Source organism: [Enterobacter] lignolyticus SCF1 (genome assembly GCF_000164865.1).
Classification (GTDB): domain Bacteria; phylum Pseudomonadota; class Gammaproteobacteria; order Enterobacterales; family Enterobacteriaceae; genus Enterobacter_B; species Enterobacter_B lignolyticus.
On the sequence record NC_014618.1, the window covers coordinates 546,363 to 560,299 of the forward strand.

At 56.1% G+C, this 13,937-nt stretch carries 11 protein-coding genes and 1 tRNA gene; all 12 read left to right on the forward strand.

The window, feature by feature from the left end; genetic code table 11:
- Positions 1-46: 46 nt before the first annotated feature.
- The 12 genes from ENTCL_RS02660 (at position 47) to mtr (ending at position 13,814) form a co-directional block, all read left to right on the forward strand.
- Positions 47-123 (forward strand) — tRNA-Met (locus ENTCL_RS02660).
- Between the two features lie 192 nt (positions 124-315).
- The gene (rimP, locus tag ENTCL_RS02665; RefSeq protein WP_013364558.1) at positions 316-768 is read left to right on the forward strand and encodes a ribosome maturation factor RimP; all 453 of its coding nucleotides are present in this window, start codon (positions 316-318) and stop codon (positions 766-768) included.
- Between the two features lie 27 nt (positions 769-795).
- The gene (gene nusA / locus ENTCL_RS02670; protein ID WP_013364559.1) at positions 796-2,298 is read left to right on the forward strand and encodes a transcription termination factor NusA; all 1,503 of its coding nucleotides are present in this window, start codon (positions 796-798) and stop codon (positions 2,296-2,298) included.
- Between the two features lie 24 nt (positions 2,299-2,322).
- Complete coding sequence (infB, locus tag ENTCL_RS02675) at positions 2,323-5,013, forward strand: translation initiation factor IF-2 (protein WP_013364560.1); 2,691 nt, start codon at positions 2,323-2,325, stop codon at positions 5,011-5,013.
- A gap of 148 nt (positions 5,014-5,161) precedes the next feature.
- The gene (gene rbfA, locus ENTCL_RS02680; protein ID WP_013364561.1) at positions 5,162-5,566 is read left to right on the forward strand and encodes a 30S ribosome-binding factor RbfA; all 405 of its coding nucleotides are present in this window, start codon (positions 5,162-5,164) and stop codon (positions 5,564-5,566) included.
- Positions 5,566-6,510, forward strand: coding sequence for a tRNA pseudouridine(55) synthase TruB (gene truB / locus ENTCL_RS02685; RefSeq protein ID WP_013364562.1), 945 nt, complete (start codon positions 5,566-5,568; stop codon positions 6,508-6,510). Before rbfA ends, truB begins: the two co-directional genes overlap by 1 nt.
- 147 nt (positions 6,511-6,657) lie before the next feature.
- Positions 6,658-6,927 carry a 30S ribosomal protein S15 gene (rpsO, locus tag ENTCL_RS02690; RefSeq protein WP_003861789.1) on the forward strand — a complete coding sequence of 90 codons (270 nt, stop codon included), beginning with the start codon at positions 6,658-6,660 and terminating at the stop codon, positions 6,925-6,927.
- 253 nt (positions 6,928-7,180) lie between these two features.
- Complete coding sequence (gene pnp / locus ENTCL_RS02695) at positions 7,181-9,316, forward strand: polyribonucleotide nucleotidyltransferase (RefSeq protein WP_013364563.1); 2,136 nt, start codon at positions 7,181-7,183, stop codon at positions 9,314-9,316.
- Positions 9,317-9,423: 107 nt separating this feature from the next.
- On the forward strand, positions 9,424-10,308 hold the full coding sequence (gene nlpI, locus ENTCL_RS02700; RefSeq protein ID WP_013364564.1) for a lipoprotein NlpI: 885 nt from the start codon (positions 9,424-9,426) through the stop codon (positions 10,306-10,308).
- A gap of 107 nt (positions 10,309-10,415) precedes the next feature.
- Positions 10,416-10,496 carry a protein YrbN gene (gene yrbN, locus ENTCL_RS23555; protein WP_125452138.1) on the forward strand — a complete coding sequence of 27 codons (81 nt, stop codon included), beginning with the start codon at positions 10,416-10,418 and terminating at the stop codon, positions 10,494-10,496.
- Positions 10,489-12,420 carry a DEAD/DEAH family ATP-dependent RNA helicase gene (locus tag ENTCL_RS02705; protein WP_013364565.1) on the forward strand — a complete coding sequence of 644 codons (1,932 nt, stop codon included), beginning with the start codon at positions 10,489-10,491 and terminating at the stop codon, positions 12,418-12,420. The genes yrbN and ENTCL_RS02705 overlap by 8 nt, the downstream gene beginning before the upstream one ends.
- 149 nt (positions 12,421-12,569) lie before the next feature.
- Positions 12,570-13,814: a tryptophan permease gene (mtr, locus tag ENTCL_RS02710; RefSeq protein ID WP_013364566.1), complete on the forward strand. Its 1,245-nt coding sequence runs from the start codon at positions 12,570-12,572 to the stop codon at positions 13,812-13,814.
- The last annotated feature ends 123 nt before the right edge of the window (positions 13,815-13,937 follow it).

Genomic DNA, 13,937 nt, shown 5'->3' on the forward strand with positions numbered 1-13,937 from the left:
ATTTGCGTTTTTTACTCAAAATGAGTAAAATATGCCACGTTTCAGGCGCGGGGTGGAGCAGCCTGGTAGCTCGTCGGGCTCATAACCCGAAGGTCGTCGGTTCAAATCCGGCCCCCGCAACCACTTTCCCTTTGAGTTCTTTTTCAAATATACTCTTCGTAGCTGGATTTGAAAAAATTCTCTCGGAAAGTACTCCAGACCGCATTTGCGGTTATAGGGTTCAGTTATCTAAAACCCCGATTTATCGGGGTTTTTTGTTATCTGACTAAAGAATAACTGGGCTTTACGCCCTTTTTTTATGTCTTGGGGGTGGGCTTGTCCACTTTAGAACAGAAATTAACAGAGATGCTTACGGCGCCGGTTGAGGCTTTGGGCTTTGAGCTGGTTGGCATCGAATTCGTTCGCGGTCGCACATCCACGCTGCGCATCTATATTGATAGTGAAGATGGCATCAATGTTGATGACTGTGCTGATGTGAGCCACCAGGTCAGTGCCGTCATGGATGTCGAAGATCCCATCACCGTTGCCTACAACCTGGAAGTTTCCTCTCCGGGCCTCGATCGCCCTATGTTCACCGCTGAGCACTACACGCGTTTCCTCGGTGAAGAGGTTTCGCTGGTTCTGCGCATGGCGGTACAAAACCGCCGCAAGTGGCAGGGCATTATCAAAGCGGTAGACGGTGAAATGATCACCGTAACAGTCGAAGGCAAAGATGAAGTGTTCGCGCTGAGTAACATCCAGAAGGCGAACCTGGTTCCCCACTTTTAACAGTCTGGATTGAGGTGAAAGGCCCCGATGAACAAAGAAATTTTGGCTGTTGTTGAAGCCGTTTCCAACGAAAAGGCGCTGCCGCGCGAGAAAATTTTCGAAGCGCTGGAAAGCGCGCTGGCGACGGCCACCAAGAAAAAATACGAACAAGAGATTGATGTTCGCGTAGAAATCGATCGTAAAAGCGGCGACTTCGATACCTTCCGTCGCTGGGTGATTGTAGAAGAAGTTACTCAGCCGACCAAAGAAATTACGCTGGAAGCCGCGCGCTTTGAAGACGAAAGCCTGAACGTAGGCGACTACGTTGAAGATCAGATCGAATCTGTCACCTTCGACCGCATCACGACCCAAACCGCGAAGCAGGTTATCGTGCAGAAGGTCCGTGAAGCCGAACGCGCAATGGTCGTCGACCAGTTCCGCGATCAGGAAGGCGAAATCGTCACTGGCATGGTGAAGAAGGTTAACCGCGACAATATCTCCCTGGAAATCAAATCCGAGGGGATGGCCGGTAACGCTGAAGCGGTGATTCTGCGTGAAGATATGCTGCCGCGTGAAAACTTCCGCCCGGGCGACCGTATTCGCGGCGTTCTGTATGCCGTTCGCCCGGAAGCGCGCGGCGCACAGCTGTTCGTGACCCGTTCTAAACCGGAAATGCTGGTCGAGCTGTTCCGTATCGAAGTACCGGAAATCGGCGAAGAAGTTATTGAGATTAAAGCGGCGGCCCGCGATCCGGGTTCTCGCGCCAAAATCGCCGTAAAAACCAACGATAAGCGTATCGACCCGGTCGGCGCCTGCGTCGGTATGCGCGGCGCGCGCGTTCAGGCGGTTTCTACCGAGCTTGGCGGCGAGCGTATTGATATCGTGCTGTGGGACGACAACCCGGCGCAGTTCGTCATCAACGCCATGGCGCCGGCAGACGTCGCGTCTATCGTGGTTGACGAAGATAAGCACACCATGGATATCGCGGTCGAAGCGGGTAACCTGGCGCAGGCGATCGGCCGTAACGGCCAGAACGTCCGCCTGGCCTCGCAGCTGAGCGGCTGGGAACTCAACGTGATGACCGTTGATGACCTGCAGGCGAAGCATCAGGCCGAAGCGCACGCGGCGATCGATACCTTCACGAAGTATCTCGATATTGATGAAGAGTTCGCTACGGTGCTGGTGGAAGAAGGTTTCTCCAGCCTGGAAGAACTGGCCTATGTGCCGATGAAAGAGCTGCTGGAAATTGACGGTCTGGATGAAGACACCGTCGAAGCACTTCGTGAACGTGCGAAAAACGCACTGACTACGCTGGCGCTGGCCCAGGAAGAAAGCCTTGGTAATAACAAACCGGCTGACGATCTGCTGAACCTTGAAGGTCTGGATCGCGCGATGGCATTCAAACTGGCCGCCCGTGGTGTTTGTACGCTGGAAGACCTCGCCGAACAGGGCGTTGATGACCTGGCTGATATCGAAGAGATGACCGACGAAAAAGCCGGCGAGCTCATCATGGCAGCCCGCAACATTTGCTGGTTTGGCGACGAAGCGTAATAAACTGTAGCAGGAAGGAACAGCATGACCGATGTAACTGTAAAATCGCTGGCTGCCGAGATTCAGACCTCCGTGGACCGCCTGGTACAGCAATTTGCTGATGCAGGGATCCAGAAGTCCGCTGATGACTCGGTGACCGCGAACGAAAAACAAACCTTGTTAGCGCACCTGAACCGTGAACACGGTTCTACGCCTGACAAGTTAACGCTGCAGCGCAAAACGCGCAGCACGTTGAATATCCCTGGTACTGGTGGCAAAAGTAAATCGGTACAAATCGAAGTCCGCAAGACGCGCACCTTTGTAAAACGTGATCCGCAAGAGGCAGAGCGCCTCGCTGCGGAAGAGCAGGCACAGCGTGAAGCGGAAGAACAAGCTCAGCGTGAGGCGGAAGCAACTGCTAAACGTGAGGCAGAACTAAAAGCTGAACGTGAGGCCGCAGAAAAAGCGAAACGCGACGCAAGTGATAAAGCAAAGCGTGACGCTGCGGAAAAAGACCAAGTGAGCAATCAACAGACAGACGAAATGACCAAAACCGCCCAGGCAGAAAAAGCCCGTCGTGAAAATGAAGCTGCTGAGCTCAAGCGTAAAGCGGAAGAAGAAGCGCGCCGTAAGCTCGAAGAAGAAGCTCGCCGTGTCGCTGAAGAAGCGCGCCGTATGGCAGAGGAAAACGAGAAGAACGGTGTGAATACCGCTGAACCGACTGAAGATACCAGCGATTATCATGTAACGACTTCTCAGCACGCGCGTCAGGCAGAAGACGATAATGACCGCGAAGTGGAAGGCGGCCGTGGCCGCGGCCGCAATGCGAAAGCGGCGCGCCCGGCGAAAAAAGGCAACAAGCACGCCGAATCTAAAGCTGACCGCGAAGAAGCGCGCGCAGCGGTTCGCGGCGGCAAAGGCGGCAAGCAGCGTAAAGGTTCTTCTCTGCAGCAGGGCTTCCAGAAGCCGGCGCAGGCCGTTAACCGTGACGTGGTGATCGGCGAAACCATCACCGTCGGCGAGCTGGCTAACAAGATGGCGGTAAAAGGTTCTCAGGTCATCAAAGCGATGATGAAGCTGGGCGCCATGGCGACCATCAACCAGGTGATCGACCAGGAAACCGCGCAGCTGGTGGCGGAAGAGATGGGCCACAAGGTTATCCTGCGTCGTGAAAACGAGCTGGAAGAAGCCGTAATGAGCGACCGTGATACGGGCGCAGCGGCTGAACCGCGCGCGCCGGTTGTGACCATCATGGGCCACGTTGACCATGGTAAAACGTCGCTGCTGGACTACATTCGCTCCACGAAAGTGGCCTCCGGCGAAGCGGGTGGTATTACCCAGCACATCGGTGCGTACCACGTAGAAACCGAAAACGGCATGATCACCTTCCTGGATACCCCAGGCCACGCCGCGTTCACCTCCATGCGTGCTCGTGGTGCCCAGGCGACAGATATCGTTGTTCTGGTCGTTGCGGCGGACGACGGCGTGATGCCGCAGACCATCGAAGCTATCCAGCACGCAAAAGCGGCGCAGGTGCCGCTGGTTGTGGCAGTGAACAAAATCGATAAGCCAGAAGCCGATCTGGACCGCGTTAAGAACGAACTGTCTCAGTACGGCGTTATGCCGGAAGAGTGGGGCGGCGAAGCGCAGTTCATCCCAGTTTCTGCGAAAGCCGGTACCGGTATCGACGATCTGCTGAACGCGATTCTGCTGCAGGCGGAAGTTCTGGAGCTGAAAGCAGTTCGTAAAGGTATGGCGAGCGGCGCGGTAATCGAATCCTTCCTGGATAAAGGCCGTGGTCCGGTTGCCACCGTGCTGGTGCGTGAAGGTACGCTGCACAAGGGCGATATCGTACTGTGTGGTTTCGAATATGGCCGCGTGCGCGCGATGCGTAACGAACTGGGTCAGGAAGTGCTGGAAGCGGGTCCGTCCATTCCGGTGGAAATCCTGGGTCTGTCCGGCGTACCGGCTGCGGGCGACGAAGTGACCGTGGTACGTGACGAGAAGAAAGCGCGTGAAGTGGCGCTGTACCGTCAGGGTAAATTCCGTGAAATTAAGCTGGCTCGCCAGCAGAAATCTAAACTCGAGAACATGTTCGCCAACATGACCGAAGGCGAAGTTCACGAAGTGAACATCGTGCTGAAAGCGGACGTTCAGGGTTCTGTGGAAGCGATTTCCGACTCGTTGCTGAAGCTGTCTACTGACGAAGTTAAAGTGAAGATCATCGGTTCTGGCGTAGGTGGTATCACCGAAACCGACGCGACCCTGGCTGCGGCGTCCAACGCCATTCTGGTAGGCTTCAACGTTCGTGCTGACGCGTCTGCGCGTAAAGTTATCGATGCGGAAAGTCTGGATCTGCGCTACTACTCCGTCATCTATAACCTGATCGACGAAGTGAAAGCGGCGATGAGCGGTATGCTGTCTCCGGAACTGAAACAGCAGATCATCGGTCTGGCTGAAGTTCGCGACGTGTTCAAATCGCCGAAATTCGGCGCCATCGCGGGCTGTATGGTTACCGAAGGCGTGGTTAAACGTCACAACCCGATCCGCGTCCTGCGCGACAACGTGGTTATCTATGAAGGCGAGCTGGAATCCCTGCGCCGCTTCAAAGATGACGTTAACGAAGTCCGTAACGGCATGGAATGTGGTATCGGCGTTAAGAACTACAACGACGTGCGCACTGGCGATATGATCGAAGTGTTCGAGATTATCGAGATCCAACGAACCATCGCATAATCTTCGTAATGCCCGGTAGCACTTCGTTTACCGGGCCTACGGCCGGGTTGTTGGCCTGATAAGCGTAGCGCCATCAGGCTTCAAAGCGCCACCCGGTATGAATTTCAAAAGGGGCTGAATGCCCCTTTTTTGTCTGGAGAGTTTTATTATGGCGAAAGAATTTGGTCGCCCACAGCGCGTTGCCCAGGAGATGCAAAAAGAGATTGCTATCATCCTGCAGCGTGAAATTAAGGACCCGCGTCTGGGAATGATGACCACGGTTTCCGGCGTAGAAATGTCTCGCGACCTGGCCTATGCCAAAGTGTTCGTGACCTTCCTGAACGATAAAGATGAAGCGGCCGTTAAAGCCGGCATCAAAGCGCTGCAGGAAGCTTCCGGCTTCATCCGCTCGCTGCTGGGTAAAGCCATGCGCCTGCGTATCGTGCCGGAACTGACCTTCTTCTACGACAACTCGCTGGTCGAAGGTATGCGCATGTCCAACCTGGTGACCAGCGTGGTGAAGCATGACGATGAGCGTCGTGTGAACCCAGCGGACGACAGCAAGGAGGACTGATGAGTCGTCCTCGTCGTCGCGGCCGCGATGTCCATGGCGTGCTGTTGCTGGATAAACCGCAGGGGGCGTCCAGCAACGATGTGCTGCAGAAGGTAAAGCGTCTCTATAACGCGAACCGCGCAGGGCATACCGGCGCGCTGGACCCGCTGGCAACCGGTATGCTGCCGGTGTGCCTCGGTGAAGCCACCAAGTTTTCCCAATACCTGCTGGATTCCGATAAGCGTTATCGCGTCATTGCGAAACTGGGCCAGCGTACGGATACCTCCGATGCCGACGGGCAGGTGGTGGAAGAGCGTCCGGTCACCTTCAGCGCCTCTGCGCTTGAGGCGGCGCTGGAGAGCTTTCGCGGCGATACCCAGCAGGTACCGTCGATGTATTCGGCGCTGAAGTACCAGGGGAAGAAGCTGTACGAATATGCCCGCCAGGGGATTGAGGTGCCGCGTGAAGCGCGTCCGATTACCGTGTACGAACTGCTGTTTATTCGCCACGAAGGGGACGAGCTGGAGCTGGAGATCCACTGTTCTAAAGGGACGTATATTCGCACCATCATCGACGATCTTGGCGAGAAGCTCGGCTGCGGCGCGCACGTGATTTACCTGCGCCGCCTGGCGGTCAGCCGCTACCCGGTCGATCGCATGGTGACGCTGGAACAGCTGCAGGCGCTGGTCGCCCAGGCGGAAGAGCAGGGGATTGCGGCAGCCGAACTGCTGGATCCGCTGCTGATGCCGATGGACAGCCCGGCGGCGGACTACCCGCTGGTGAATATTCCGCTGACCTCCTCCGTGTACTTTAAGAACGGCAATCCGGTACGCCAGTCAGGCGCGCCGCTGCAGGGTCTGGTGCGCGTAACGGAAGGGGAAGAGGGAAAATTCATCGGCATGGGTGAAATTGATGATGAAGGGCGCGTCGCCCCGCGCCGTCTGGTCGTCGAGTATCCGCAATAACTGCCCGTATTGCGATAACAGGTCGCTGCGAGTAGAATATTGCCGCTTAGCGTCTGCTCATTTGTTTAACAATTGAGGCAGGCGTTACCTCAGGGCCGCTGAATTAGAGATCGGCGCCCTTTATTTCTTTTAATTTTGGAGTTGAAAATGTCTCTAAGCGTTGAAGCTAAAGCGAAAATCGTTTCCGAGTTCGGTCGTGGTACTAACGACAGCGGTTCTACCGAAGTTCAGGTTGCCCTGCTGACTGCACAGATTAACCACCTGCAGGGTCACTTTGCAGAGCACAAAAAAGATCACCACAGCCGTCGTGGTCTGCTGCGCATGGTTTCTCAGCGTCGTAAACTGCTCGACTACCTGAAACGTAAAGATGTAGCACGCTACACTGCGCTGATCGAGCGTCTGGGTCTGCGTCGCTAATTCTGGCGAGTTTCAGAAAGAGGGGCCTTCACGGCCCCTTTTTTCAACCAGATGGCAGCAATTCGCCGGAAACTCATGTATTGTTTGTATTGTTGCAATAAATGATCTTCATTGCAGAGGTTCGCGCGGCTAATGAGAGGCTTTACCCGCCAGGGTTAAGGTTGTCATTAGTCGCGAGGATGCAAGAAGATCGGGTTCTGAGCGGCACGCCGAAGGCGTGCCGTCACTCATCAAGACAAGAAAGGATAGAATTTTGTTAAATCCGATCGTTCGTAAATTCCAGTACGGTCAGCATACCGTTACGCTGGAAACCGGCATGATGGCACGTCAGGCGACGGCAGCCGTTATGGTGAGCATGGATGACACCGCCGTTTTCGTGACCGTTGTTGGTCAGAAAAAAGCAAAACCGGGCCAGGACTTCTTCCCGCTGACCGTTAACTACCAGGAGCGTACCTACGCGGCCGGTAAAATCCCGGGTGGTTTCTTCCGTCGTGAAGGCCGTCCAAGCGAAGGCGAAACCCTGATCGCGCGTCTGATTGACCGCCCGGTTCGTCCGCTGTTCCCGGAAGGCTTCGTGAACGAAGTTCAGGTTATCGCCACCGTGGTTTCCGTTAACCCGCAGGTTAACCCGGATATCGTGGCGATGATTGGCGCCTCTGCCGCACTGTCTCTGTCCGGTATTCCGTTCAACGGCCCAATCGGCGCTGCGCGCGTGGGTTATATCAATGACCAGTACGTACTGAACCCGACGCCGGAAGAGCTGAAAGTCAGCAAACTGGATCTGGTGGTTGCCGGTACCGAAGCGGCCGTGCTGATGGTGGAATCCGAAGCCGAGCTGCTGAGCGAAGACCAGATGCTGGGCGCGGTCGTTTACGGCCACGAGCAGCAGCAGATCGTTATCCAGAACATCAACGAGCTGGTGAAAGAAGCTGGCAAACCGCGTTGGGACTGGCAGCCGGAAGCGGTTAACGAAGCGCTGAACGCCCGCGTTGCCGCACTGGCTGAATCTCGCCTGAGCGAAGCCTACCGCATCACCGACAAGCAGGAGCGTTATGCTCAGGTTGACGTCATCAAATCCGAAACCATCGACACGCTGGTTGCGGAAGATGAAACCCTGGACGCTAATGAGCTGGGTGAAATCCTGCACGCTATCGAGAAAAACGTCGTTCGTAGCCGCGTACTGGCAGGCGAGCCGCGCATCGATGGCCGCGAAAAAGACATGATCCGTGGTCTGGACGTTCGTACCGGCGTGCTGCCGCGTACTCACGGCTCCGCACTGTTCACCCGTGGTGAAACGCAGGCGCTGGTTACCGCGACGCTGGGTACCGCCCGTGACGCGCAGATCATCGATGAAATCATGGGTGAGCGTACTGACACCTTCCTGTTCCACTACAACTTCCCTCCGTACTCTGTCGGCGAAACCGGCATGGTCGGTTCACCGAAGCGTCGTGAAATCGGTCACGGTCGTCTGGCGAAGCGCGGCGTTCTGGCCGTTATGCCGACGATGGAACAGTTCCCGTACACCGTTCGCGTGGTGTCTGAAATCACCGAATCCAACGGCTCTTCTTCCATGGCTTCCGTGTGCGGCGCGTCTCTGGCGCTGATGGACGCAGGCGTGCCGGTGAAATCCGCCGTTGCGGGTATCGCGATGGGTCTGGTGAAAGAAGGCGACAACTTCGTAGTGCTGTCCGATATCCTGGGCGATGAAGACCACCTGGGCGACATGGACTTCAAAGTTGCGGGTTCCCGCGACGGTATCTCTGCGCTGCAGATGGATATCAAAATTGAAGGCATCACCAAAGAGATCATGCAGGTTGCGCTGAACCAGGCTAAAGGCGCGCGTCTGCATATCCTGAGCGTGATGGAGCAGGCGATCAACGCACCGCGTGGCGATATCTCTGAATTCGCACCGCGTATTCACACCATCAAGATCAACCCGGACAAGATCAAAGACGTGATCGGCAAGGGTGGTTCTGTGATTCGTGCGCTGACCGAAGAGACCGGCACCACCATCGAAATCGAAGACGACGGTACTGTGAAGATCGCAGCGACCGACGGCGACAAAGCGAAACACGCTATCCGCCGTATCGAAGAGATCACCGCAGAGATCGAAGTGGGCCGCATCTACAACGGTAAAGTCACCCGTATCGTAGACTTCGGCGCCTTCGTCGCTATCGGCGGCGGCAAGGAAGGTCTGGTACACATTTCTCAGATTGCCGACAAGCGCGTTGAGAAAGTGACCGACTACCTGCAGATGAATCAGGAAGTACCGGTTAAGGTTCTGGAAGTCGATCGTCAGGGCCGTATCCGTCTGAGCATTAAAGAAGCGACCGAGCAGTCTCAGCCAGCAGTCGCGCCGGAAGCTCCGGTAGCAGAACAAGGCGAGTAAGGTTGCCATTTGCCCTCCGCGTTTGCGGAGGGCGTATTCCGGGCAGGACGCTTGTTTGCAGCCGGGGAACAGGACGTTCATCCAATTGTTGTCTTCGGGAGTGGGAAATGAAGCCTTTTTTGCGCTGGTGTTTCGTTGCGACAGCACTCACGCTGGCAGGATGCAGCAACTCTGCCTGGCGTAAGAGCGAAGTCCTCGCGGTGCCATTGCAACCGACTTTGCAGCAAGAAGTGATTCTGGCACGCATGGAACAAATTCTTGCCAGTCGGGCTTTAACCGATGACGAACGCGCGCAGCTTTTATATGAGCGCGGAGTGTTGTATGATAGTCTCGGTCTGAGAGCTTTAGCGCGCAATGATTTCTCGCAAGCTTTAGCAATCCGACCGGATATGCCGGAAGTATTCAATTACTTAGGCATTTATTTAACGCAGGCAGGCAATTATGATGCTGCCTATGAAGCGTTTGATTCTGTACTTGAGCTTGATCCAACTTACAATTACGCGTACTTAAACCGCGGCATCGCGCTGTATTACGGTGGCCGTGCTAAGTTAGCGCAAGATGATCTGCTGGCGTTTTATCAAGACGATCCCAACGATCCTTTCCGGAGCCTATGGCTTTACATCGCTGAGCGGAAGCTCGACGAAAAGCAGGCGTTAGTCGCTCTCAAACAGCGCTACGAAAAATCCGATAAAGAGCAATGGGGATGGAACATTGTCGAGTTCTACCTCGGCGACATTAGCGAAGCAACGCTGATGGATCGCCTGAAGGCTGACGCAACGGATAACACCTCGCTCGCTGAACATCTCAGTGAAACCAACTTCTATTTAGGTAAGTACTACCTAAGTCTGGGGGATAAGGACAGCGCTGCGGCACTGTTCAAACTGGCGGTCGCCAACAACGTTCATAACTTTGTTGAGCACCGATACGCATTGTTGGAATTAGCGCTCTTGGGCCAGGAGCAAGACGACCTGGCAGAATCGGACCAGCAATAGCTGACGAACAACTCAGCCCGTAATCTTTTTTTGATTGCCATCACCTTCGCGGGTGAGGGCTTTATTGTTCGTTAATTCAACTAATTTGAGCCGGTTCACACTTTTCAATGAAAATTGCCCTTAGTTTTCACGATGAGTTATGTAGACTGGCCGCCATTGATTTTGAGGCACACGTACTACATGGCTGAATTCGAAACCACTTTTGCAGATCTGGGCCTGAAGGCTCCTATCCTTGAAGCCCTTAACGATCTGGGTTACGAAAAACCATCGCCGATCCAGGCGGAATGTATCCCGCACCTGTTGGGTGGCCGCGATGTTCTGGGTATGGCCCAGACCGGTAGCGGTAAAACTGCAGCGTTTTCTCTGCCGCTGCTTAACAATCTCGATCCTGAACTGAAAGCACCCCAGATTCTGGTGCTGGCACCGACCCGCGAACTGGCGGTCCAGGTTGCTGAAGCGATGACGGATTTCTCTAAACATATGCGCGGCGTAAACGTGGTAGCCCTGTACGGCGGCCAGCGTTATGACGTGCAGTTACGCGCCCTGCGTCAGGGGCCGCAGATCGTCGTCGGTACGCCGGGCCGTCTGCTGGACCACCTGAAACGTGGCACCCTGGACCTCTCTCGTCTGAGCGGTCTGGTACTGGATGAAGCTGACGAAATGCTGCGCATGGGCTTCATCGAAGACGTTGAAACTATCATGGCGGAGATCCCGGACGGTCACCAGACCGCGCTGTTCTCCGCAACCATGCCGGAAGCGATTCGCCGCATTACCCGCCGCTTTATGAAAGAGCCGCAGGAAGTGCGCATCCAGTCCAGCGTGACCACGCGTCCTGACATCAGCCAGAGCTACTGGACCGTCTGGGGCATGCGTAAAAACGAAGCGCTGGTGCGTTTCCTGGAAGCGGAAGATTTTGACGCGGCCATCATTTTCGTGCGCACCAAAAACGCGACGCTGGAAGTGGCGGAAGCCCTGGAGCGTAACGGCTACAACAGCGCGGCGCTGAACGGCGACATGAACCAGGCGCTGCGTGAGCAGACTCTGGAGCGTCTGAAAGACGGTCGTCTGGACATCCTGATCGCAACCGACGTTGCGGCGCGTGGTCTGGACGTTGAGCGCATCAGCCTCGTGGTTAACTACGATATTCCGATGGATACCGAGTCCTACGTTCACCGTATCGGTCGTACCGGCCGCGCCGGTCGTGCCGGTCGCGCGCTGCTGTTCGTGGAAAACCGCGAACGCCGCCTGCTGCGCAACATCGAACGCCTGATGAAGCTGACCATTCCGGAAGTTGAGCTGCCAAACGCAGAGCTGCTGGGCAAACGCCGTCTGGAAAAATTCGCCGCTAAAGTTCAGCAGCAGCTGGAAAGCAGCGACCTGGATCAGTACCGCAACCTGCTGACGAAGCTGCAGCCGGAAAGCGCTGAAGGCGAGCTGGATATGGAAACGCTGGCCGCCGCGCTGCTGAAAATGGCGCAGGGCGAACGTCCGCTGATCCTGCCGCCGGATGCGCCGATGCGTCCTAAGCGTGAGTTCCGTGACCGTGACGATCGTTTCGAGCGTCGTGGCGACCGTAACGACCGCGGCCCGCGCGGCGATCGTCCGGAGCGTGGCGGTGAAGATCGTCCGCGTCGCGAGCGTCGTGACGTTGGCGAAATGGAGCTGTACCGTATTGAAGTGGGCCGTGATGACGGCGTTGAAGTTCGTCATATCGTTGGCGCGATTGCTAACGAAGGCGACATCAGCAGCCGCTACATCGGTAACATCAAGCTTTTCGGCACCCACTCCACCATCGAGCTGCCGAAAGGCATGCCGGGCGAGGTTCTGCAGCACTTTACCCGTACCCGCATCCTGAACAAGCCGATGAACATGCAGCTGCTCGGCGATGCGCAGCCGCGCACTGACCGCGGCGGTGAGCGTCGTGGCGGTGCTCGCAATGGCGAAAGCCGTGGTTTCGGCGGTGAGCGTCGTGAAGGCGGTCGTGGCGATGGTCGTCGCTTCTCCGGCGAACGTCGTGAAGGCCATCGCGGTCAGCGTCGTGACGACAACGGTGCGCCGCGCGCCCCGCGTCGTGATGACAACGGCAGCCGTCGTCGCTTCGGCGACGCATAAGGTCAGCGTAAAAAACTGCTCTTAACCGCGTAAAGTAATATATACAGCCCCGATCGTCGCGATTGGGGCTTTTTTTATTTCATTTGTACTCGTGTACTGGTACAGTGCTTCGCGTTGAGCTGAATATGATTTCCTGGAGACAAGCGCAGATGGCGACACTCACTACCACAGCAACCCGACCGTCCCTGTTTGGCGGCGTGGTGATTATCGGCGGCACCATTATCGGCGCGGGGATGTTCTCCCTGCCGGTGGTCATGTCCGGCGCGTGGTTTTTCTGGTCGCTGGCGGCGCTGGTGTTTACCTGGTTCTGCATGCTGCATTCCGGGCTGATGATCCTTGAGGCGAACCTCAACTACCGCATCGGTTCAAGCTTCGACACCATCACCAAAGATCTGCTCGGCAAAGGCTGGAACGTGGTGAACGGGGTTTCCATCGCGTTTGTACTTTATATCCTGACCTACGCCTATATCTCAGCGAGCGGTTCGATTCTGCACCACACCTTTAATGAGCTGTCGCTGAACGTTCCGGCACGGGCGGCGGGCTTTGGTTTTGCGCTGCTGGTGGCGTTTGTGGTGTGGCTGAGCACCAAAGCGGTCAGCCGGATGACGGCGATTGTGCTGGGCGCCAAAGTGATTACCTTTTTCCTCACCTTCGGCAGCCTGCTCGGCCATGTGCAGCCGGTCACCCTGTTTAACGTGGCGGAGAAAAACGCCTCGTATATGCCGTATCTGCTGATGACGCTGCCATTTTGTCTGGCCTCCTTCGGTTATCACGGCAACGTGCCGAGCCTGATGAAATACTACGGTAAAGATCCGCGCACCATCACCCGCTGCCTGGTGTACGGCACGCTGCTGGCGCTGGGGCTGTACGTCATCTGGCTGCTGGGGACGATGGGTAATATTCCGCGTCCTGAGTTTATCGGCATCGCGCAGCAGGGCGGTAACATTGACGTGCTGGTGCAGGCGCTGAGCGGAGTGCTCAACAGCCGTAGTCTGGATTTGCTGCTGGTGGTGTTCTCCAACTTTGCGGTCGCCAGCTCGTTTCTCGGCGTGACGCTGGGCCTGTTTGATTACCTGGCTGACCTGTTCAAGTTTGATGACTCTGCGCTGGGACGCTTTAAGACCGCGCTGCTGACCTTTACGCCGCCGGTGGTTGGCGGTCTGCTGTGGCCGAACGGGTTCCTCTACGCTATCGGCTATGCGGGCCTGGCCGCCACTATCTGGGCGGCAATTGTTCCGGCGCTGCTGGCGCGCGCCTCGCGTAAACGCTTCGGCAGCCCGCAGTTTCGCGTATGGGGCGGAAAACCGATGATTGCGCTGATCCTGATTTTTGGCGTCGGCAATGCGCTGGTGCATTTCCTGTCGAGCTTCAATGTGCTGCCGGTGTATCAGTAAACGTCTCCCCAGGCCCTCTCCTTTGCCGGAGGGGGCCGCCAGATGAAGAATGCCCTTCCGCTTCCCCGCTTCCCCTCCCGTGTTTGTATTCAAAAGTAATAAAAACCATAAAAACCACCAACA